This window comes from uncultured Salinisphaera sp., from assembly GCF_964012375.1.
In the GTDB taxonomy this organism is placed as follows: Bacteria; Pseudomonadota; Gammaproteobacteria; order Nevskiales; family Salinisphaeraceae; genus Salinisphaera.
In genome coordinates this window covers 25,041-46,858 of sequence record NZ_CAXGSH010000015.1, presented here as the reverse complement: position 1 = coordinate 46,858, position 21,818 = coordinate 25,041, and the positions used below count along the sequence as shown (strand labels likewise).

Genomic DNA, 21,818 nt, shown 5'->3' with positions numbered 1-21,818 from the left:
CTGACCGTCGCCCTGCGGCGCGGCGGTGAGCGCGTGCCCGCGCGGTCGGGCGGGCATCGGCGCGTCAAGGACGTACTGCGCGAGGCGCGCCTGCCGCCCTGGCTGCGCGAGCGTATTCCGCTGGTATACCGGGACGATACATTGATAGCGATCGGCGATCTCTGGCGCCATCCGCATATTCATCAACTCACGGCTAGCGAAATCGGCGCGTTCATCTGGCACAAATCGCGGCCGTAACGCGTACGCGCGTTGTCGGTCGCCGACCTTTCGGCTAGCATGCGCGCTGTTATTCCCCGGCATGAGTCTTGGATCGCGATGGCAGGCGACGCGGCGGGCACCCGCTATATTTTCGTGACCGGCGGGGTGGTGTCCTCGCTCGGTAAAGGCATCGCGGCAGCGTCGCTCGGCGCACTGCTTGAATCACGGGGCCAGCGCGTCTCGGTGATCAAGCTCGATCCGTATCTCAACGTGGACGCGGGCACCATGAGCCCGTTCCAGCACGGCGAGGTCTATGTCACCCGCGACGGGGCCGAAACCGACCTCGATCTGGGCCACTACGAGCGCTTTCTGAAGACGCGCACCTCGCGGCTGTCGAATTTCACCACGGGCCAGATCTACAACAACGTCATCAACAAGGAGCGCCGCGGCGACTACCTGGGTGGCACGGTTCAGGTCATCCCGCATATCACCGACGAGATCAAGCGCTGCATTCTCGAAGGCGGCGAGGGCGCAGACATCTGCCTGGTGGAGATCGGGGGTACCGTCGGCGATATCGAATCGCTGCCGTTTCTCGAGGCGATCCGCCAGTTCGCTGTCGAATTGGGCCATGACCGGGTGCTGTTCATGCATCTCACCCTGGTGCCCTATATCGCCTCCAGCGGCGAGATGAAGACCAAGCCCACCCAGCATTCGGCCAAGGAACTGCGTTCGATCGGTATCCAGCCGGATATCCTGCTGTGTCGCGTGGACCGCCCGCTGCCGGAGAACGAGCGCCGCAAGATCGCGTTGTTCACCAACGTCTCCGAGCGCGCCGTCATTGCCTGTATCGACGTGGACGACATCTACAAGATGCCCGGCCTGCTGCAGGCGCAGTCGCTGGACGCGCTGGTGCTGGAACACTTCGATATTTCCGCACCGAGCGCGGATCTGTCGAACTGGGCCAAGCTGGTCGAGGCCCGCCGCACCCAGGATGTCACTGTCAAGGTCGCCATGGTCGGCAAGTACGTCGATCTGGCCGATGCCTACAAGTCGGTCAACGAGGCGCTCTCCCATGCCGGGTTGCATACCAGCACCCGGGTGGATATCCACTATCTGGACTCGGAGACGGTCGAACGCGATGGCGGCGACTGCCTGGCCGGCATGGATGCGATCCTGGTGCCCGGCGGCTTCGGCGAACGCGGCATCGAAGGCAAGATAACCGCCGCGCGCTATGCCCGAACCCACGGCATTCCGTATTTCGGTATCTGCCTGGGCATGCAGGTGGCCTGTATCGAGTTCGCCCGCGAAATCGCGGGCCTGGAAGGCGCGCACAGCACCGAGTTCATGGCCGAGCCCGCGCATCCGGTGATCGCCCTGGTGACCGAATGGCACGATCTGGCCGGCGAGGTGCAAAAGCGCCACGCCAACGTCGATCTCGGCGGCACCATGCGCCTGGGCGAACAGCGCTGCGATCTGGTTGCCGACACGCTGGCCGCGCGCTGCTACGACGCCACCGAAGTATTCGAGCGTCATCGCCATCGCTACGAGTTCAACAACCGCTACCGGGACGTGCTGGCCGAGAAAGGGCTGGTGTTTTCCGGCATATCCGCCGAAGACAATCTGGTCGAGATCGTGGAGCTGCCCGATCATCCCTGGTTTCTCGGCTGCCAGTTCCATCCCGAGTTCACCTCCACGCCGCGTGCCGGGCACCCGTTGTTCATTGGCTTCATCGCCGCCGCCCGCGCCCATAGCACGGCGGGCGCGGACGCCTGATGGCAATGCAGCTTTGCGGTTTCGAGGTCGGCATGGACCGGCCGCTGTTCCTGATTGCCGGGCCGGACAGCCTGGAATCGCCCGGCATGGTCATGGACGTGGCCGGCCATCTGGCCGAGCTGTGCCGTGAGCTGGGCATCGGCTATATCTTCAAGGGTTCGTTCGACAAGGCCAACCGCAGTTCCGGCGACAGCTATCGCGGCCCGGGCATCGAGGCCGGGCTGGACATGCTGGCCGCGGTCAAGCGCGAGATCGGCGTGCCGGTGACCACCGACGTGCACATCGAAGACCAGATCGCGCCGGTGGCGGCCGTGGTGGATCTGCTGCAGACGCCGGCCTTTCTCTGTCGCCAGACCGACTTTATTCAGGCGGTCGCGGCCAGCGGCACGCCGGTGAATATCAAGAAGGGCCAGTTTCTTTCTCCGGCCGAAATGAACGGCGTAGTGGCCAAGGCGCGCGCGGGCGGCGGCGAGCAGATCATGGTCTGCGAGCGCGGCTATGCATTTGGCTACAACAACCTGGTTGCGGATATGCGCAGCCTTGCCATCATGCGCGCTACGAACTGCCCGGTGGTGTTCGATGCCACCCATTCGGTACAGCTGCCGGGCGGCCAGGGCAGCCGCTCGGGCGGCGCCCGCGAACAGATTCCGGTATTGTCGCGCTCTGCCGTGGCCGCCGGAATTTCCGGTTTGTTCATGGAAACGCATCCGGACCCAGACAACGCCCTGTGCGATGGGCCCAATTCTTGGCCGCTGGCGCATATGCGCGAGCTGCTGGAGACGCTGGTCGAGCTCGACGGCGTGGTCAAACGCCGCGGCACGATCGAGTCGACGCTCGTCCAACCTTAAACGAAACGCGAAAGCAGTATTCCTATGTCGAAGATCAAGCAGATTCGTGGATATCAGGTCATCGATTCGCGCGGCAACCCGACGGTCGCCGCCCGTGTGACGCTGGAAACCGGTGCCGTGGGTACCGCGATGGTGCCCTCGGGCGCGTCCACCGGCAGCCTCGAGGCGGTCGAATTGCGCGACGGCGACGGCGATCGCTTCCTGGGCAAGGGCGTGACCCGGGCCGTGGCGAATATCAACGGTGAGATCGCCAAGAAGCTCAAGGGCTTCGAAGCCGATGACCAGGCCGGCCTCGACAAGACGCTGATCGAACTCGACGGCACCGACAACAAGGGTCGGCTTGGCGCGAACGCGCTGCTGGGCGTGTCGTTGGCCGTGGCCCATGCCGCGGCCAACGACAACAAACAGGGCCTGTACGACTTTCTTGGCCACGACGACGCCGTGAACCTGCCGGTGCCGATGATGAACGTCATCAACGGCGGCGCGCATGCCAACAACAACGTCGACATGCAGGAATTCATGATCGTGCCGGCCGGCGCGCCGAGCTTTTCAGAAGCCATGCGCTGCGGCGCCGAGATCTTCCAGCATCTCAAGAAGCTGTTGGGCGAACGGGGTCTGGCCACGGCCGTGGGCGACGAAGGCGGTTTTGCGCCCGATCTGCCCTCGAATGCGGCAGCGCTGGATACGCTCGTCGAAGCCATCGAACGCGCCGGCTACCAGCCCGGCGGCGATGTCTGGCTCGGCCTCGACGCGGCCAGCACCGAGTTCTGCGAAAACGGGCGCTACAAGCTGGCCTCGGAAAACGCCGACTACGACGCAGCCGGCTTCGTGGATTATCTGGCCGGCCTGGTCGACAAGTACCCGATCATCACCATCGAAGACGGCATGGCCGAGGACGACTGGGACGGTTGGGCACTGCTGACCGAGCGCCTGGGCGACCGGGTGCAGCTGGTCGGCGACGACCTGTTCGTGACCAACACGCGCATCCTGCAGAAAGGTATCGAGGAAGGCATTGCCAACTCGATTCTGATCAAGCCCAACCAGATCGGCACGCTCACCGAAACGCTGCGCGCCATCGACGTGGCCACCCGCGCAGAGTACACGGCCGTCGTGTCGCATCGCTCCGGCGAAACCGAGGATTCCACCATCGCCGATCTGGCCGTGGCCACCTCGGCGACCCAGATCAAGACCGGCTCGTTGTCGCGTTCCGACCGTATCGCCAAGTACAACCGCCTGCTCATGATCGAGGCCGAGCTGGGCGCACGGGCGGTATATCCCGGGCGCCGCGCATTCAATGTCGGATTCTAGGCGCGCGGCGCTACGAGTTATCCGGCCATGCATGACTGGCGTCGCGACGTGAGCACGATGCGCGCTGAGATCGGCAGCCGCCTGGCGCGCCTGAGTACCGATCTGTCGGGCGCTAGACAGGTCCGCCCCCCGCGCTACAATCGGCGTATGTACCGCGCCGTCATTATCGTGCTTGTGCTCGTGCTCGCCGCGCTGCAATACCGGCTGTGGGTGGCCGACGGCGGCTGGGCGGAAGTGCATCGGCTCAGCGGAATGAAGCAGGAGCTGGCCGCCGCCAACGAGCGCAACCAGGTTCGTAACGACGCCCTGCAGGCCGAGGTGGACGATCTCAAGTCCGGCGAGAGCGCCACGGAAGGGCGCGCGCGTTCCGATATGGGCATGATTCGACGCGACGAGGAGTTCTTTCTGACCATCGCGCCGCCGGGCCCGACGCCGCCCAAGACGCGGGATAAGCAGCAGGGCAACGCCCAGAACGACGACGGATCCGACGACCAATGACGTTGATCCACGGCGACGCGGTCGATATGTCCGCGTTCGCCTACGCGCGGGGTGCTGCGCCCGATGTGCGGGCCCGCCTGCGCTCATCTCCGGCCGATTTTTTCGTCGACGAAGACTGCGATATCGCGCTGTCGGGCAGCGGCGAACATCTGTGGTGTCGTATCGAGAAGAGCGGGCTGAACACCCAGGACGCCGTGCAGGCGCTGTCGCGGGCCACGGGCGTGCATCCGCGCCAGATCGGATTTGCCGGCATGAAGGACCGGGTCGCGGTCACGCGCCAGTGGCTGTCCATTGCCTGGCCGATCGCCCGCGATCTGCCCGAGCTGGGCGGTATCGACGGTATCCAGGTCCTCGAAATGGGCCGGCACGGGCGCAAGCTCAAACGCGGTGCCCATCGCGGCAATCATTTCGTGCTGCGCCTGCGCGAGCTTGAAGGTGATCGTGACAGGATCGAGGCCGATCTCGCCGATATTCGTGCCCGGGGCGTACCCAACTACTTCGGTGCCCAGCGTTTTGGCCACGGCGGGCGCAATCTCGGCCTGTCGCGGGCGCTGTTCGCGGGCAAGCGCTTGTCGCGCAACCGCCGCGGCTTCGCGCTCTCGGCCGCGCGGTCGCTGCTTTTCAATGCGGTGGTCGATGCGCGCGTTCGCGAGGGCAGCTGGAATACGCTGATCGACGGCGAAGCGGTGATGCTCGATGGCAGTCACAGCGTGTTCTCTCTGGCCGACACCGATCAGCACGACGATGCGCTCGAACAGCGGCTGGCACGGTTTGATATCCATCCCAGCGGGCCGATGGCCGGACGGGGCAGCAACGACGTCATCAGCGGCCGGGCGCAAGCGCTCGAGCAGGCGGTGCTCGCGGAATACGCCGATCTGGTGGCCGGGCTCGAACGCTGCGATGTCGATGCGGGGCGCCGCGCGCTGCGCCTTGCGGTACCGTCACTCGATTGGCAGTTCGAGGATGACGCAACGCTGGTGCTGTCGTTCTGGTTGCCGCCCGGTGCGTTCGCGACCAGCGTGCTGCGCGAGTTCGTGGAAACCATCGAAGAGGGCTGACGCGGGCCTGGAGCGACGCCGTCGCGATCATCGTGGCCATGTCCGATCGCATTCAGCGACGACCGTCAACGCCGTTGGAGTGACCGTCTGCTAACCGGGGTCGTCGATCCAGCGGTATTCCATCTGCTCTGCGGTCCGCTCGGCCAGCTCGCGGCCAGCCAGCTCGGCCAGCAGATAAAGGCTCATGTCGATACCCGCCGAGATCCCTCCAGAACTTGCATAGCGGCCGTCGCGTACCCAGCGCCGATTGCGTTCGACCGTGAGAGTGGGAAAGCGCGCGGCGAGGGCGCTTTGATCTTCCCAATGCGTGGTCACCCGGCGTCCGTCGAGCAACCCGGCGCCGGCCAGCAGAAACACGCCGGTGCACACGCTCGCCACAATCTGTGCGGGCTCGGCGGCTGTGCGCAGCGCCAACAAGGTGTCCGAGCATGACAGGGTGCGCTCGTGTTCACCGCCGGCTACGATCAACACATCCAGCGCGCTGGTCACGCCGATGATCTCGTCGGGCAGTACGCGAAAGCCGCCGCGTGCCGTGACCACGCCCGGGCCGGACGCCAGCAGGCGCGGCTGCAGGTTCATAGGGCCGATTCGACTAGCGGTGGAGAACACCTCGTACGGCCCGCTGAAGTCGAGCACTTCGGCGCCGTCGTAGATATAGATACCGATCTGCATGCGAGTCATGCGCGCCGCAGAAGCACGTAGACCGCGCCGGTGCCGCCGTCGTTTTCGCGTGCCGAGCAATAGGCCAGTACCTCGTCGCGCTGGCGCAGCCAGTGCGCGACCTTGACCTTGAGCACCGGGCCGCGGTTGCCGGAGCGCAGTCCCTTGCCGTGGACCACGCGCACACAGCGATAGCCACGATCGAGCGCTTCACGCAGGAAGACCGCCAGGCACTGGCGGGCGACGTCCACGATCATGCCGTGCAGGTCGAGTTCTGCCTGGCAGCGATACTGGCCGCGCCGCAGCTTGCGCATCACGGACAGCTGCACACCTTCGCGGCGGTGAAACAGATCGTCGCCGGTTTCGATATCGTCGCCGGGGGAGAAATCGAGCAGTTCGCCGATCACGGCCTGTTCGTCGGCTTCGCGCATGGCAGGCCGGGCCGAAGGCATATGCCGCCAGGGTCGACGTCGTTGCCCCTTCGCCACTTCGGTCACCGGGCCGACCGCGTCGCGAAACAGGGCGCTGTCGTCGTCGCTGATCTGCGTATCGCGATCGGCGGATGCGCGGTTTTGAGAACGGGAGCGGTCGGCCATACCGGCGATTCACTCAAGCAGGAAAGCCTCGATTTAGGCTATGCTAGCGAGCCTGCGGCGCGCTTGCACGCGTCGATAACCTCGCTTTCCATCGAATCCTTGCATGCGATTACTGCTGAGTAACGATGACGGCTGTCACGCGCCCGGGCTGAGCGCCCTGCGCGGTGCGCTCGCCAAGATCTGTGACGACATGGTCACGGTCGCGCCGGACCGCAACCGTAGCGGGGCGAGCAACTCGCTCACCCTGGAACGTCCGCTGCGCGTGAACCAGGTGGCCGAAAACGTGTATGCCGTCGACGGCACCCCGACTGACTGCGTACACCTGGCAACGACCGGCCTGTTCGAGCAGGAAGCGGACATGGTGGTTTCCGGCATCAACCACGGCGCCAATCTCGGCGACGACGTGCTCTACTCGGGTACCGTGGCGGCGGCCACCGAGGGGCGTTCTCTTGGTTTGCCGGCGGTGGCGATCTCGCTCGTGGGCGAAAACCCGCGCCATTTCGATACCGCGGCAAGGGTGGCGGTATCGGTGGTCAAACTGCTTATCGACCAGCCGTTGCCTAACGACACGATCCTCAACGTGAACGTGCCCGATCTGGCCTACGAAGAGCTGGCCGGCTTTGCCGCGACCCGACTGGGCAACCGGCATCGCGCCGAGCGACTGGTCGAGGACAGCGATCCGCGCGGGCGTCCGATATTCTGGATCGGCCGTGCCGGCGGCGAGGCCGATGCCGGCCCGGGCACCGATTTTCATGCCATCAGCTGCGGCCAGGTGTCGATCACGCCGATACAGATCGATCTGACCCGCCACGACGCGCTCGGCGCCCTGGGTGACTGGGTGGGGCGGCTTTGACCGGATCGGTATCATCGAAGCCTTCAGTCCGGGCTCGGCGCGGCGGGGGCGCACAGCGCCCGACGCGCAGCCGGACCGGCGTGCAGGCGTTCGTCGGGGACGCTTGTCGGGGTTTACACGCAGCGCTTGCATGACTAGATTCGGGCTTCCAAAACATCCCCACGTCCGTGGCTTCGGTATGGCCTCGGGGCGTAGCCGCGCGCGCCTTATCGAACGCCTGCGCGAGTTGGGGATCGATAACGAAAACGTGCTGACGGCCATGGAAACCGTGCCGCGTCACCAGTTCGTCGACGAGGCCATGAGCAGTCGTGCCTACGACGATACGGCCTTGCCGATCGGCTATGGCCAGACGATTTCGCAACCCTATATCGTCGCCCAGATGACCTCGCTGCTGATCGCCGGCGGCGTGCCTGACAACGTGCTCGAGATCGGCACCGGCAGCGGCTACCAGGCCGCCGTGCTGGCCGAGATTCTGCCCGCGGTCTATACCGTGGAACGCATCGAGCCGCTGTATGAGCGCGCACGGCGACGCTTCGCCGAGCTTGGCTATCGCAACGTGCGCGCACGCCTGGCACGCGAGGGCATGCTGGGACTGCCCGATTACGGGCCCTTCGCGGCGATCGTGGTCACCGCTGGCGCCGAGACGCTGCCCACCTCGCTCTACGAACAGCTTGCCGACGGCGGGCGCATGATCGTGCCGGTCGGCCCCAGCGGCGATCAGCGTCTGATCGTGGTCCGTCGCGATGGCGGCTATTTTGAACAGCAGGCGCTGGATGCGGTCAGTTTCGTACCGCTGATCGAGCAGCGCAGCGATGAACCCAGCCATTAATAGCCGTTAGGGGACGTTCCCACCGATGTTTCGCCGTCTTTACGACTGGGTCGTACGTGCCTCCGGCCACCGCCGGGCGCCGTCGCTTCTGGCACTGCTTGCGTTCGCGGAATCTTCGTTCTTTCCGATCCCGCCGGACGTCATGCTGGCACCGATGACGCTGGCACGCCCCGAACGCGCCTGGCGCTTTGCCGCGATCACCACCGTTGCCTCGGTGCTCGGCGGTATGCTCGGCTACTGGATCGGGGCGTTGTTTCTGGACGCGTTGCTGCCCTGGCTCAAGGAGCTGGGCTATTATTCGGCCTATAGCACCGCGCGCGACTGGTTCGAAACCTACGGCTTCTGGGCGGTATTGCTGGCGGGCGTTTCGCCGATACCGTACAAGGTGTTCACCGTGGCCGCGGGCGCCGTGGCGATGCCGTTCCTGCCGTTCATGGCCGGCTCCATCGTCGGCCGCGGCGTTCGCTTTTTTCTGGTGGCCGGGCTGGTACGCTCTCTCGGGCCGGTTTTCGAGCAGCGCCTGCTCAAATATATCGATTGGATCGGATGGGCTATCGTCGCCGTCATCGTTGTCGTAATCGCCGTACTGCAGCTGCGATGAAGCGCCTGGCACTGGTGCTGCTGGTCGCGGTCGCGCTCGCCGGCTGCTCTTTGCGCACGGCGATGCGCCCGGATACGTATACCGTACGCCGTGGCGATACCCTCTCGAAGATCGCGGCCACTTACGGCATGGACTGGCGCGACCTCGCGCGCTGGAACAACCTGCGTTCGCCTTACATAATCGAAGTAGGCCAGCAGCTGTCGCTCGACCCGTATCCGCCGCTGGATTATTCACGTGCGAACCGGCCCACGCGCGGCCCGCAGGCAGCCGCACCGCCGGCGCCGAGACAGCCCCGGGTCGCGCGCGCGCCGCAGGACTCCCGTGCCGCCCAGGAGGCAGCCATCCAGGCTTCGACACCGCAACTCACGCGTACGATCGAGCCGTCCGGTTCGCCCGCCCGCGGTACGACACCGAGCGCGCCGCCTAGTCCCGCGCCCGCGCCGGCCGAAACGGTCGCCGAGGAAGCCAACGTGGCCGCCGAGGCCGAAATCAATGAGGCAAGCCGTGAATCCGCCGCCCAGCCCACGCGTACCGGCGGGCCGACCGAGGACGGCTGGCAATGGCCGGCCAGCGGGTCGATCATCCGCGGCTATGCGGCCCAGCGTACGCGCCAGGGCATCGATATCGGCGGTCGCGAGGGCTCGCCGGTATACGCGGCGTCCAGCGGTCGGGTTGTCTATAACGGGACCGGCCTGAAGGGCTACGGCAAGCTCATCATCATCAAACACGACGAAGAGTATCTGTCGGCCTACGGTTTCACCCGCAATACGCGGGTATCCCAGGGCCAGGACGTAGCCGCGGGCATGCATATCGCCGACATGGGCCTGGGGCCGCAGAATCGGCCGATGCTGCATTTCGAAATCCGCCGCGATGGCCGCCCGATCGACCCCGCAAGCGTGTTGCCGAACGCCGACTAGCGCGGCGAGCGGCAGCGCCCGATGCACCTGGCTCGTAGCGTGTGTCGAACCGCGGGTGCGGCAATACGTCTGCGAATGGTGGTACACGCCGCCGCGACGGCGGGCCGATCGGTAGTCGCCTTACCGCGATTCTGGCAAACTGCCGCGTCTTGTCTTGTTCCTCTGTATGAGTCACCGAGTCCGACACGGCTCCCGAACCCGATCGATCATGTCAAATCCGTCGCCCAAATCTGAATTCGCGCGAATCAAGCGCTTGCCGCCGTATGTGTTCGGCATCATCGGCGAACTCAAGCAGGCGGCACGAGCGCGGGGTGAGGACATCATCGACTTCGGCATGGGCAATCCCGATCAGCCCACGCCGGAGCACATCGTCAAAAAGCTCACGGACGCGGCCCAGCGACCTGACACGCATCGCTATTCCGTCTCCAAGGGCGTGCCGCGCCTGCGGCTGGCCATCTGCGACTGGTACAAGCGCAAGTTCGACGTCGATCTGGACCCGGCCAGCGAAGCGATCGTAACCATGGGCTCGAAAGAGGGGCTGGCGCATCTCATGCTCGCCATTCTCGAGCATGGCGATCAGGTGCTGGTGCCCAATCCGGCCTATCCGATCCATCCTTACGGCGCGGTGATCGCGGGTGCTGACGTGCGCCACGTACGCATGATGCCCGACTCCGATTTCTTCGCCGAACTCGAGCGCGCGATCAAGGAGTCCTGGCCACGGCCGAAGATGATGCTGCTCAATTTTCCGGCCAATCCGACCACTCAGTGCGTGGAACTCGAGTTCTTCGAGCGCTGCGTGGAGATGGCGCGCGAATACGATCTGTGGATCGTGCAGGATCTGGCGTACGCCGATCTGTGCTTCGACGGCTACGAAGCGCCGTCGATTCTGCAGGTGCCGGGGGCCAAGGACGTGGCCGTGGAGTGCTATACGCTCTCCAAGAGCTACAACATGCCGGGCTGGCGCGTGGGCTTCATGTGCGGCAACCCGACCCTGATCGCCGCACTGGCACGCATGAAGTCGTATCTCGACTACGGCATGTTCACGCCGGTGCAGGTAGCCGCGATCGCCGCGCTCAACGGCCCGCAGGATTGCGTGACCGAAATCCGCGACATGTACCAGAAGCGCCGCGACGTGCTCTGCGACGGCCTCAACGATATTGGCTGGCAGGTCGATCGGCCCAAGGCGACGATGTTCGTCTGGGCGCCGATCCCCGAGCCGTATCTGGAAATGGGGTCGCTGGAGTTCACCAAGAAGCTGCTGGCCGATGCCGAGGTTGCAGTCTCGCCGGGCATCGGCTTTGGCGAATACGGCGATACGCATGTGCGCTTCGGCCTGATCGAAAACGAACAGCGCACGCGTCAGGCGCTGCGCAACATCAAGCGCATGTTCAAGCGCGACGGGCTGATCGACAGCCTGTAGCCGCGCTGCGCGCGAATACAACCAGGAGACGACAGTGCAACCGGTCAACGTGGGACTACTCGGGCTTGGCACCGTGGGTGCGGGCGCGGTCAATTTGCTCGAACGCAACGGCGTGGAAATTACCCGTCGTGCCGGGCGCGAGATTCGCGTGGTGCGTGCCGCGGTACGCAACCCCGACAAGCCGCGCGAGTGCGCGACCACTGGCATCGAGATCGGCACCGACTGCAACGCGGTGGTCACCGATCCGAATATCGACGTGGTCATCGAGCTGATCGGCGGCGACACCGAGGCTTACGATCTGGTCATGGCCGCCATCGCCAACGGCAAGCATGTGGTCACCGCCAACAAGCATCTGATCGCGCTGCACGGCAACGAGATCTTCGCCGCGGCCGACGAGGCCGGCGTGGTGGTATCGTTCGAGGCCGCAGTGGCCGGCGGTATTCCCATCATCAAGGCCATGCGCGAAAGCCTGGCGGCCAACCATATCGAATGGGTGGCCGGCATCATCAACGGCACCGGCAACTTCATTCTCAGCCAGATGATCTTCGAAGATCAGAGCTTCGAGGATGCGCTGGCCGACGCCCAGCGCCTGGGTTTTGCCGAGGCTGATCCCACCTTCGACGTGGAAGGCATCGACGCTGCCCACAAGCTGGCCATCATCGGCGCCATCGCGTTCGGCATCCCGCTGTCGTTCGACAAGATCTATACCCAGGGCATTCGCGATATCGACAGCATGGATATCGAGTATTGCGCGGAGCTGGGCTACCGTATCAAGCACCTCGGCATTGCACGGCGCGCGGAGAAGGGCGTGGAGCTGCGCGTGCACCCCACGCTGGTGTCGCAGAAGGCGTTGCTGGCCAACGTCGAAGGCGAAAAGAACGCGATCATGGTCTATGGCGACTCCGTGGGCCCGACCGTGTACTACGGCGCGGGCGCCGGCGCCGGGCCGACCGCGTCGTCGGTGGTCGCCGACCTGATCGACACCGTTCGTATCATGAGCATCGACCCGAAAGGGCGGGTGCCGCATCTGGCCTTCCAGCCCGACCAGCTCACCGAAGAGCCGATCGTGGGCAGCGATGATTTCGTCTGCGGGCATTATTTCCGGGTTCAGGTCGCCGACCAGATCGGCGTCATGGCCGAAATCACCCGTGCGCTGGCCGATCAGCAGATCGGCATCGAAGCGATCCTGCAGAAGGATCCGCCCACCGAGGAAGACGACGCCCACGTGATGATCGTCACCAAGGCAGCGCGCGAAAGCAATCTGTTGAAGGTGCTGGACCATATCCGGTCGTTGCCGTATGTGCGCGAGGGCATCGTGCACATGCGCGTGGCCCAGTTCGAAGATTAACGGGCCGAGCCAGCACATGAGATATATCAGCACCCGGGGCAAGGCGCCTGCGCTGAGTTTCGAAGAGGTCGTGCTCACCGGCCTCGCGAGCGACGGCGGCCTGTATGTGCCCGAGCATATGCCCAGCTTCTCGCACGACGAGCTGGCGGCCATGGCCGGGCTGCCGTACAGCGAAATCGCCTTTCGGGTGATGAAGCCGTTTGTCGGCGGCGAAGTCGACGACGAGACTTTTCGTCGCCTGATCGACGAAACCTATGCCACCTTCAAGCACGACGCGGTCGTGCCGCTCAAGCAGCTGTCGCACAACCACTATCTGCTCGAGCTGTTTCATGGCCCGACGCTCGCTTTCAAGGATGTGGCCCTGCAGCTGCTGGGCCGGCTGCTCGATCACTTCCTGGCCAAGCGCGACCAGAAAGGCGTGATCATGGGGGCGACCTCGGGCGATACCGGCTCGGCCGCGATCGAGGGCTGTCGCCACTGCGACAATCTGGACATATTCATTCTGCATCCGCACGAGCGCGTGTCCGCGGTACAGCGGCGGCAGATGACCACGGTGCTGGCCGACAACGTCCACAACATCGCCATCGAAGGCAACTTCGACGATGCCCAGGCCATGGTCAAGGCAAGCTTCGCTGATCAGGGCTTTTTGCAGGGCACCCAGCTGATCGCGGTCAATTCCATCAACTGGGCCCGGATCATGGCCCAGATCGTGTACTACGTGGCGTCGGCGGTGGCTGTAGGCGCGCCGCATCGCGAAGTCAGCTTCTGTGTGCCTTCGGCCAACTTCGGCAACCTGTTTGCCGGTTACATGGCCAAACGCATGGGCCTGCCGGTCAAGCAGTTCGTGATCGCGACCAACGCCAACGACATTCTGCATCGCACCCTCACCGACAACGACTTCTCCAAGACCGAGCTCAAGCCCACGCTGGCGCCGTCCATGGATATCGTCGTGTCTTCGAACTTCGAACGGCTGCTGTTCGAGGCCTATGGTCGTGACGGACAGGCGGTGGCCGATCTGATGGCCCGTTTTGCCGATTCCCCGACGTCGCTGCACGAGGCGCCGCTGGCCGAACTGCGCAAGCTGTTCGCCAGCCATAGCGTGGACGACGACACCATCCTGGAAGTCATTCGTGAGGCCTTCGAGCATACCGGCGAGCTGCTGGACCCGCATACCGCCACCGGCTATCGCGCGGCCCAGCGTGCCCGCGCCGACGAAACCACGCCCATGATCACCCTGGCCACCGCGCATCCTGCGAAGTTCGAGGAGGCCGTGGTCAAGGCCGGTTTCAAGGGCGCGCCGCTGCCGGACAATATGCACGACCTGATGACGCGCGAAGAGCGTTACGACGTGCTGCCGGCCGAGCTGAAGGCAGTACAGCGCTACGTGGCCGAACATCGGCACTAGCCAGCGGCGGCAGCGCAGTGCGCTGCATGTCGTGTGGGTGCGCGGCCGTGCTTGAAAAAATCATGAATCGCGACGAACCTTCATCGGCGAGTATCGTCGAGCGCCAGGCCGACATCACTCCAGCACTGGCCGGCGTTGGCCCGCCGCTGTTGCAGCGCCTGTACGCAGGCCGCGGCGTACGCACGGCGGACGAACTCGACTACGGCCTGAAAGGCCTGCCGCATTTTTCCGGCCTGCGCGGTATCGATACGGCGAGCGAACTGGTCGACGTGACCATGCAGGGCGGCCATCGCATTGTGGTGGTGGGCGATTTCGATGCCGATGGGGCCACCAGCACGGCGCTGGTCTGCGACGCCCTCGAAGCGATGGGCGCTTCACGCGTATCCTATTTTCTGCCGCATCGCGCGCGCCACGGCTACGGGCTGTCGCCCGCGGTCGTGGAAGCCATCGGCGCAGGCGCGCCGGGCGATCTGATCATCACCGTCGATAACGGCATTGCCAGCATCGCCGGGGTGGCGGCGGCCCAGCGGGCCGGCTGGCGGGTACTCGTCTGCGATCATCATCTGCCGGGCGATACCTTGCCCGACGCCGAGGCGATCGTGAATCCCAATCAGCCGGGCTGCGAATTCGTCGGCAAGGCACTTGCTGGCGTCGGCGTGGCGTTTTACCTGATGGCCGCGGTACGTGCGCGCGTGGCGCGCAGCGAACCGCAGCGCCCATTGCCGCGGCTGAGCGATTATCTGGATCTGGTGGCGATCGGCACCGTCGCCGACGTTGTACGCCTGGATCATCTCAACCGCATGCTGGTCAGCCAGGGGCTGCGGCGGATTCGTCGTGGCCTGGCCCGACCCGGCATCGCGGCGCTGATCGAGGTCGCCGGGCGTGATGCCGCCCGCCTGAATGCGGCCGATATCGGCTTCGCGGTCGGCCCGCGCCTGAACGCAGCGGGCCGGCTCGAAGACATGTCGATCGGGGTCGCCTGTCTGCGGGCGAGGGACGCCGCCAGCGCACGTGCGACCGCCAGTGAACTGGCGGCCATCAATCGCCAGCGCCAGAGCGTACAGCGGCGTATGCAGGGCGAGGCCGACGCCGCCCTGGAAGCGCTCGAGCGCAGTCCGGCAGAGCGTGCGGCGCTGGTGGTGCACAGCGACGATTGGCATGAAGGCATCGTCGGATTGATCGCATCCAGGCTGCGCGAGCGCCACGGCCGGCCGGTGGTCGCATTTGCGCCGGGTGCGAACGGCCGTCTCAAGGGCTCGGCGCGCTCGATTACCGGGCTGCATATTCGCGATGCGTTGGCCGCCGTCGATGCCCGCCATCCGGGTCTGATCGATCAGTTTGGCGGCCATGCCCAGGCCGCGGGGCTGGTGCTTTCGCCGGACGCGGTGGACGCCTTCGAGCAGGCGCTCGAAGCGACCGTCGCACAGCGGCTGACGCCGGACATGCTCAGCCCCGATATCGTCACCGATGGTTCGCTGGCCGCAGCAGAACTCGATCTGGAAACCGCGAAGCTGCTGGAGGCGAGTGGGCCCTGGGGCAACGGTTTCGAGGAACCGCTCTTTCATGGGCTGTTCGAAGTCGTATCGCAGCGCATTGTCGGCGAACGCCATCTCAAGCTCGAAGTGCGGCATCTACACGCCGACCACAGCATCGAAGCGATGGTCTTCAACCAGGCTGATCTACTGGAAACGGGGGCGATCTATCGACTGGTGTACCGGCTGGCGGTCAACGTCTTCCGCGAGCGCATGAGCGCGAATCTGATCGTCAACGCAATTCGTGCGGATTGACCGGCGCCACGCGCTAGCCGCCGGCCTAGAGACGCGCCAGCAGCTGCAGTTGGAAAACGAACATGAGCGCGGGCACGCCGATGAGGATGGCGAGCCAGATGAGTATCTGGTCCGAAAAGCGATCAAGAAGCCAGAAGTAGGCCGCAGCCAAGACGAAGGCGACCACACTCCGGATCAGGGCTGCGATCAGCCCGGCATCCTGTAGAGCGATGCCGGTAAAGAAGGCGAAAAGGGCCCACAGCCCGGCGAACAAGAAAGGTCGCCCGAACTGGCTCGCTGTCCAGCCGAGAAAGATCAGTACGAGTACGCCCATGACCTGTTGCCCCCGGTAAGCTCGGCCAGATGCCGGCGCCTGGCGCCAGCGGCCGCTCTCAGTCGAAACGATCGTCGCAGACCTGGACCATACCGTCTTCTATGCGCACCGGAAAGGGGTGAACATCCTCGTAGGCGGGCGGTGTGAGCGCCTTGCCGTTCTTGATACAGAAACGGGCACCGTGGCGCGGGCAGATGATTTCATAGCCCTCGACCTCGCCGCTGGCGAGCTCGCCGCCGTCGTGGGTACACATGTCCTCGATGGCGTAATAGCTGCCTTCGCGATAAAACACGGCCACCATCACGTCGTCCACGTCGACGACACGACACTGGCCTTCCTTGAGTTCGCCGTCCTTGGCGACATTCACCCAATCGGTCATGGTTCGCTCTCGTTACTGCTTGTTCGGTCGGTCGTATGTATCAGCCGAAGATACGCTGCACGCTCTCCAGACCCTTGATCAGGGCATCGACGTCGTCGTCGTTATTGTAGCCGGCGAACGATGCCCGGGCTGTGGCCGGCACGCCGAAGCGGGTCATCAAGGGCATGGCGCAGTGATGCCCGGTCCGAATGGCCACGCCCGATTCGTCGAGCAGGGTGCCGATATCGTGGGCATGCACGCCCTCCATCACGAAGGAGATGGTGGCGGCCTTGCCGGGGGCGTTGCCGATGATGCGCAGCCCGTCGATGGCCTGCATGCCGGCGGTGGCGCGTTCCAGCAGGCCGTGTTCGTAGGCGGCCACGGCATCGAGATCCACGTCTTCGAGATATTCGATGGAGGCGCCGAGCGCGGCAGCACCGGCGATATTGGGGGTGCCGGCTTCGAACTTGTAGGGCAACTCGTTCCAGGTCGTACCCTCGAACGACACGGTTTCGATCATGTCGCCGCCGCCCTGGTAGGGCGGCATGGCATCGAGCAGAGCCTCGCGGCCGTAGAGCACGCCGATACCGGTCGGGCCGAACAGCTTATGGCCGGAAAACACGTAGAAATCCGTGCCAATCGCCTGCACGTCGACGGGCATATGGGCGACGGCCTGGGCACCGTCAATGAGGGTGACGGCGTCGACCGCGTGGGCGGCCTCAACCATGTCGGCCACCGGCAGCACCGTGCCCAGCGCGTTGGATACATGTGCGAACGCGGCGATCGCGGTACGCTCGGACAGCTTGTTCTTGAAGGCCTCGAGCGTGATGCTGCCGTCGTCCTCGACCGGGACCACCACGATTTTCGCACCGGTTTGTTCGGCGACCATCTGCCAAGGCACGATGTTCGAATGGTGCTCGAGCTCGGTGAGCAGGATTTCGTCGCTGGCCTTCAGGCGCGGCCGGGCAAAGCACTGGGCGACCAGGTTGATGCCGTCGGTCGTGCCCCGCGTATACACCAGCTCCGAACGGGCGCTGGCGTTAATGAAGCGCATGAGCCGATCACGGGCGCCTTCGTACTGGCGCGTGGCCCGCTGGGACAGGGCATGGATGGCGCGATGCACGTTCGCGTTGGCGTGGCGATAGTAGTCGTCGCTCGCCTTGATCACGGCCATCGGTTTCTGCGTGGTCGCCGCGTTGTCCAGATACGACAGCCGCATGCCGCCGTCGAGCGCTTCCGAAAGAATCGGAAAATCGGCGCGAAAACGGGCGGCATCGAATGTGCTATGTCCGGCAGCGTTTGCAATGGCCATGAGTCCTCCGGGTTGACCCGATGTATTCAGGCGAGGTCGGCGTAGCCCTGTCCGCCGGGTAGCTTGGACAGCAGCGCGGCTTCCACGAACCGCTCGACCGGCGCGATGCCGACTTTCTGTACCAGCGCGTTGGCGAAGCTGTAGGTCAGGATCGCCCGGGCGCCGTCATCGGCCACGCCGCGGCTCTTGAGATAGAACACGGCGTCCTCGTCGAGCTGACCCACGGTGGAGCCGTGCGCGGCCACCACGTCGTCGGCATAGATTTCCAGCTCGGGCTTGGCATCCACCTCGGCCTTGTTGGACAACAGCAGGGCATCGCAGCTCAGATCCGAATCGGTCTTCTGGGCATCCTTGCGAATCAGGATCTTGCCGTTGAACACGCCACGTCCGTGGTCGGCCAGCACGCCCTTGTAGATTTCGCGCGACACGCTGTGTTCGGTGTCGTGATCCACGCAGGTGTGGTTGTCCATATGCTGACGCCCGGTCGGCACGTAAACACCGTAGAAATGCACTTCCGCGTTCGGGTCCACCAGATGCGTGTGGGTATCGGTACGCGCCAGGCGACCGCCCAGGTCGAAGCCATGGTTGAACACGCGGCTGTCGCGCGTCTGGTGGGCGAAGAAGCTGGCCGTGTGATAACCGCGGTCGGATTCCTGCTGTACGCGACAGCGGGTGAGCTGGGCGTTCTGGCCCATCTCGGCCTCGGTCACCACGTTGGTGAAGTAGGCTTTTTCACCCAGGCCCACGTAATGTTCGATGACCGTGGCCTGGCTGCCGCGCTCCATCACATAGCGATGACGCACCTGCGACATGCGGTCTTCGTGGCCGCCGCTGGAGAGCGTGATCACGTGGATCGGCTTGTCTGCGGCTGCATTGGCCGCGACGTGTACATAGGCGCCATCGGTAGCGAACGCGGCGTTCATGTCGGACAGGCTGCCCGGCTGCGCGTCGATCGCGGACGATTTCACGCGGGCGTCGTCGTTGTCGTTGAGATACTGCGCAAACGACTGCACCTGCACGCCCTGCGGCAGGCCGTCGAGCGACGACAGCCGCGGGTTGAAGTGGCCGTCCACGATCACGATGCGATAAGCGTCCAGATCGGCCGGCAGGAAGGCGGCGAGGGCGTCCTGGGATACGTCGCCGGCCTCGGAGCTGGCTTCGAAACGGCGTTTTTCCACCGGGCGCAGACTGGTGTACTTCCAGTCTTCCTGGCGCGTATCCGGAAAGCCGGCATCGGCGAAGGCCTTGAGCGCGTCCTTGCGGGCCCGCTGGTTCGCGTCGCTGCCCGGCAGATCACGCTCGAGACGGGCGTACTCGGCCAGATAATGGTCGATAAGCGGCGCGATATTGCTCATGACGAGGCGGTCTCGCTATCGGTTTCCAGGTTCACGTAGCCTTGCTCTTCGAGCGTGTCGGCCAGTTCCGGCCCGCCCGAACGCACGATGCGCCCGTTGGCTAGAACGTGCACCCGGTCGGGCACCACGTGCTCGAGCAGGCGCTTGTAATGGGTCACGAGAATGGTGGAATGCTCGGGCGAGCGCAGCCGGTTGATACCGTCGGCGACGATCTTCAACGCGTCGATATCGAGCCCGGAGTCCGTTTCGTCGAGAATGGCCAGGCTCGGCTCGAGCATGAGCATCTGAAAGATCTCGTTGCGCTTCTTCTCGCCGCCCGAGAAATCCTCGTTCACGCCGCGCTTGGCCATATCCATGCTCATGCCGACATGGCCGATCTTTTCGTTGACCAGCTGCATGAACTCCATCGCTTCGATCTCGGGCTCTCCGCGGTACTTGCGGCGCGCGTTCAGGGCCGCGCGCAGCAGGTAAAGATTCGACACACCGGGAATCTCCACCGGGTACTGGAAGCCCAGGAATACGCCTTCGCAGGCGCGCTCGTCGGCTTCGAGGTCGAGCAGGTCCTTACCCTTGTAAGTCACGCTGCCGCCGGTGATCTCGTAGTCCTCGCGGCCGGCGAGAATGCTGGCCAGGGTGGATTTGCCCGAGCCGTTCGGGCCCATGATGGCATGGACTTCGCCGGCGGGAATCTCGAGATCGATGCCGCGCAGGATCGGCTTGCCCTCGACCTCGGCCTGTAGGTTCTTGATGGAAAGCATAGAGTGTTTTTAGCGGTTGAACGTGGCAGGCCCGCGCACATGGCGCGGGCCCGATATTCTTGTGCCGGGCTGTCGGTAACGACTAGCCGACGGCGTTCTCGAGCGTGACGTTGAGCAGCTTCTGGGCCTCGACGGCGAATTCCATCGGCAACTCCTTGAAGACGTCCTTGCAGAAGCCGTTGACGATGAGGTTGACGGCGTCTTCTTCCGACAGGCCTCGCTGCTGGCAATAGAACATCTGGTCTTCGCCAATCTTGGAGGTGGTGGCCTCGTGTTCAAGCTTGGCGGTGGAGTTCTTGGTTTCCACGTACGGGAAGGTGTGTGCCCCGCACTTGTCGCCGATCAGCAGCGAGTCGCACTGCGTGAAGTTACGGGCGTTGTCGGCGCTCGGCAGGATCTTGACCAGTCCCCGATAGGACTGCTCGCCGCGCGCGGCAGAAATACCCTTGGCGATGATCGTTGACTTGGTGTTCTTGCCCACGTGGATCATCTTGGTGCCGGTATCGGCCTGCTGCATGCCGCGGGTCACCGCCACCGAGTAGAACTCGCCCACCGAGTTGTCGCCGGTGAGCACGCAGCTCGGATACTTCCAGGTAATCGCCGAGCCGGTTTCTACCTGGGTCCAGGAAATCTTGGAGCGCTCGCCGCGACATTCGCCACGCTTGGTCACGAAGTTGTAGATGCCGCCCTTGCCGTTCTCGTCGCCCGGGTACCAGTTCTGTACCGTCGAGTACTTGATCTCGGCATCGTCTTCGGCAACGAGCTCGACCACGGCTGCGTGCAGCTGGTTTTCGTCACGCTGCGGGGCGGTGCAGCCTTCCAGGTAGCTCACATGGCTGCCTTTCTCGGCGATGATGAGCGTGCGCTCGAACTGGCCGGTGTTCTCCGCGTTGATACGGAAGTAGGTCGACAACTCCATCGGGCAGCGCACGCCTTCGGGGATGTAGACGAACGAGCCGTCGGTAAACACCGCCGCGTTCAGGCCGGCGAAGAAGTTATCACCGCGCGGCACCACCGTGCCCAGATGTTTCTTGACCAGCTCGGGATGTTCGCGGATGGCTTCCGAGATGGAGCAGAAGATCACGCCGGCCTCGGCGAGCTTGTCCTTGAAGGTGGTCGCCACCGACACGCTGTCGAAGACCGCGTCGACCGCGACGTTGCTTCTCTTGGTCGGATACTGCGCGCCTTCCACGCCGGCCAGCATTTCCTGCTCGTGCAGCGGAATGCCCAGCTTTTCGTAGGTCTCGAGCAGCTTGGGGTCGACCTCGTCCAGGCTCTTGGGCTTGTCCTTGGCGCTCTTGGGTGCGGAGTAGTAGGAAATCTTCTGGTAGTCGATTTCCGGATAGTGCAGGTGCGGCCACGTGGGGGCACGCATCTGTTTCCACTGCCGAAAGGCTTCGAGGCGCCATTCCAGCATCCATTCCGGCTCGTCCTTCTTGGCCGAGATGAAGCGAATCACGTCTTCGTTGAGGCCCGGAGCGACGGTATCGGACTCCAGGTCGGTAACGAAGCCGGCTTCGTACTCGCGCTCGGCGACCAGTGTTTCGACGTCTTCCTGATGTGCGGCCATAGCGATTGGATCGTTCGAAATTACGCGTTTAATGACGCAAGTATAACGTGAAT

General features: G+C 64.4%; 22 protein-coding genes. 14 read left to right on the top strand and 8 right to left on the bottom strand.

Going from position 1 to position 21,818, the window contains the following annotated elements:
* From tilS to ABNU97_RS04525, 6 genes are all read left to right on the top strand, one after another.
* Positions 1-237: tRNA lysidine(34) synthetase TilS (gene tilS, locus ABNU97_RS04550; protein WP_348765564.1), on the top strand; the 237-nt coding region annotated here is incomplete at its 5' end.
* 78 nt (positions 238-315) lie between these two features.
* Positions 316-1,971, top strand: a complete 1,656-nt coding sequence (locus ABNU97_RS04545) for a CTP synthase (protein ID WP_348765563.1) — start codon at positions 316-318, stop codon at positions 1,969-1,971.
* A gap of 5 nt (positions 1,972-1,976) precedes the next feature.
* Entirely contained in the window at positions 1,977-2,819 is an 843-nt protein-coding gene (gene kdsA / locus ABNU97_RS04540) for a 3-deoxy-8-phosphooctulonate synthase (protein WP_348765566.1), read from the top strand.
* 24 nt (positions 2,820-2,843) lie between these two features.
* On the top strand, positions 2,844-4,127 hold the full coding sequence (gene eno, locus ABNU97_RS04535; RefSeq protein ID WP_348765562.1) for a phosphopyruvate hydratase: 1,284 nt from the start codon (positions 2,844-2,846) through the stop codon (positions 4,125-4,127).
* A gap of 27 nt (positions 4,128-4,154) precedes the next feature.
* On the top strand, positions 4,155-4,625 hold the full coding sequence (locus ABNU97_RS04530; protein WP_348765561.1) for a septum formation initiator family protein: 471 nt from the start codon (positions 4,155-4,157) through the stop codon (positions 4,623-4,625).
* Positions 4,622-5,683, top strand: coding sequence for a tRNA pseudouridine(13) synthase TruD (locus tag ABNU97_RS04525; RefSeq protein ID WP_348765560.1), 1,062 nt, complete (start codon positions 4,622-4,624; stop codon positions 5,681-5,683). The genes ABNU97_RS04530 and ABNU97_RS04525 overlap by 4 nt, the downstream gene beginning before the upstream one ends.
* Before the next feature lie 90 nt (positions 5,684-5,773).
* Here the strand turns inward: ABNU97_RS04525 and ABNU97_RS04520 are convergent, their stop codons facing one another.
* A complete protein-coding gene (locus ABNU97_RS04520; protein WP_348765559.1) occupies positions 5,774-6,364 on the bottom strand; it encodes a DJ-1/PfpI family protein in 591 nt (196 codons plus the stop codon).
* The gene (locus ABNU97_RS04515) at positions 6,361-6,939 is read right to left on the bottom strand and encodes a Smr/MutS family protein (RefSeq protein WP_348765558.1); all 579 of its coding nucleotides are present in this window, start codon (positions 6,937-6,939) and stop codon (positions 6,361-6,363) included. Before ABNU97_RS04515 ends, ABNU97_RS04520 begins: the two co-directional genes overlap by 4 nt.
* A gap of 103 nt (positions 6,940-7,042) precedes the next feature.
* Here ABNU97_RS04515 and surE point away from each other — a divergent pair, with 103 nt between their 5' ends.
* The 8 genes from surE (at position 7,043) to recJ (ending at position 16,099) form a co-directional block, all read left to right on the top strand.
* On the top strand, positions 7,043-7,792 hold the full coding sequence (gene surE, locus ABNU97_RS04510) for a 5'/3'-nucleotidase SurE (RefSeq protein ID WP_348765557.1): 750 nt from the start codon (positions 7,043-7,045) through the stop codon (positions 7,790-7,792).
* A gap of 178 nt (positions 7,793-7,970) precedes the next feature.
* On the top strand, positions 7,971-8,621 hold the full coding sequence (locus tag ABNU97_RS04505) for a protein-L-isoaspartate(D-aspartate) O-methyltransferase (protein WP_348765556.1): 651 nt from the start codon (positions 7,971-7,973) through the stop codon (positions 8,619-8,621).
* A gap of 25 nt (positions 8,622-8,646) precedes the next feature.
* Positions 8,647-9,222: a YqaA family protein gene (locus ABNU97_RS04500; protein WP_348765555.1), complete on the top strand. Its 576-nt coding sequence runs from the start codon at positions 8,647-8,649 to the stop codon at positions 9,220-9,222.
* Positions 9,219-10,139: a peptidoglycan DD-metalloendopeptidase family protein gene (locus ABNU97_RS04495; protein ID WP_348765554.1), complete on the top strand. Its 921-nt coding sequence runs from the start codon at positions 9,219-9,221 to the stop codon at positions 10,137-10,139. Before ABNU97_RS04500 ends, ABNU97_RS04495 begins: the two co-directional genes overlap by 4 nt.
* 208 nt (positions 10,140-10,347) lie before the next feature.
* A complete protein-coding gene (gene alaC / locus ABNU97_RS04490) occupies positions 10,348-11,559 on the top strand; it encodes an alanine transaminase (protein ID WP_348765553.1) in 1,212 nt (403 codons plus the stop codon).
* Between the two features lie 34 nt (positions 11,560-11,593).
* A complete protein-coding gene (locus ABNU97_RS04485) occupies positions 11,594-12,907 on the top strand; it encodes a homoserine dehydrogenase (protein WP_348765552.1) in 1,314 nt (437 codons plus the stop codon).
* 16 nt (positions 12,908-12,923) lie between these two features.
* Positions 12,924-14,312, top strand: a complete 1,389-nt coding sequence (gene thrC / locus ABNU97_RS04480) for a threonine synthase (protein ID WP_348765551.1) — start codon at positions 12,924-12,926, stop codon at positions 14,310-14,312.
* A 62-nt stretch (positions 14,313-14,374) separates the two neighbouring features.
* The gene (gene recJ / locus ABNU97_RS04475; protein WP_348765550.1) at positions 14,375-16,099 is read left to right on the top strand and encodes a single-stranded-DNA-specific exonuclease RecJ; all 1,725 of its coding nucleotides are present in this window, start codon (positions 14,375-14,377) and stop codon (positions 16,097-16,099) included.
* A gap of 25 nt (positions 16,100-16,124) precedes the next feature.
* Here recJ and ABNU97_RS04470 read toward each other — a convergent pair whose 3' ends face one another.
* The 6 genes from ABNU97_RS04470 to sufB all read right to left on the bottom strand — a co-directional run bounded on the left by ABNU97_RS04470 (position 16,125) and on the right by sufB (position 21,765).
* Positions 16,125-16,412 (bottom strand): hypothetical protein, encoded by a 288-nt coding sequence (locus tag ABNU97_RS04470; RefSeq protein ID WP_348765549.1) that lies wholly within the window; start codon positions 16,410-16,412, stop codon positions 16,125-16,127.
* Positions 16,413-16,470: 58 nt separating this feature from the next.
* Complete coding sequence (locus ABNU97_RS04465; protein ID WP_348765548.1) at positions 16,471-16,791, bottom strand: non-heme iron oxygenase ferredoxin subunit; 321 nt, start codon at positions 16,789-16,791, stop codon at positions 16,471-16,473.
* Positions 16,792-16,831: 40 nt separating this feature from the next.
* The gene (locus tag ABNU97_RS04460) at positions 16,832-18,082 is read right to left on the bottom strand and encodes a cysteine desulfurase (RefSeq protein WP_348765547.1); all 1,251 of its coding nucleotides are present in this window, start codon (positions 18,080-18,082) and stop codon (positions 16,832-16,834) included.
* A 26-nt stretch (positions 18,083-18,108) separates the two neighbouring features.
* Entirely contained in the window at positions 18,109-19,437 is a 1,329-nt protein-coding gene (sufD, locus tag ABNU97_RS04455; RefSeq protein WP_348765546.1) for a Fe-S cluster assembly protein SufD, read from the bottom strand.
* Positions 19,434-20,195, bottom strand: a complete 762-nt coding sequence (gene sufC, locus ABNU97_RS04450; protein ID WP_348765545.1) for a Fe-S cluster assembly ATPase SufC — start codon at positions 20,193-20,195, stop codon at positions 19,434-19,436. Before sufC ends, sufD begins: the two co-directional genes overlap by 4 nt.
* Positions 20,196-20,277: 82 nt before the next feature.
* The gene (gene sufB / locus ABNU97_RS04445; protein WP_348765544.1) at positions 20,278-21,765 is read right to left on the bottom strand and encodes a Fe-S cluster assembly protein SufB; all 1,488 of its coding nucleotides are present in this window, start codon (positions 21,763-21,765) and stop codon (positions 20,278-20,280) included.
* Positions 21,766-21,818: the final 53 nt, after the last annotated feature.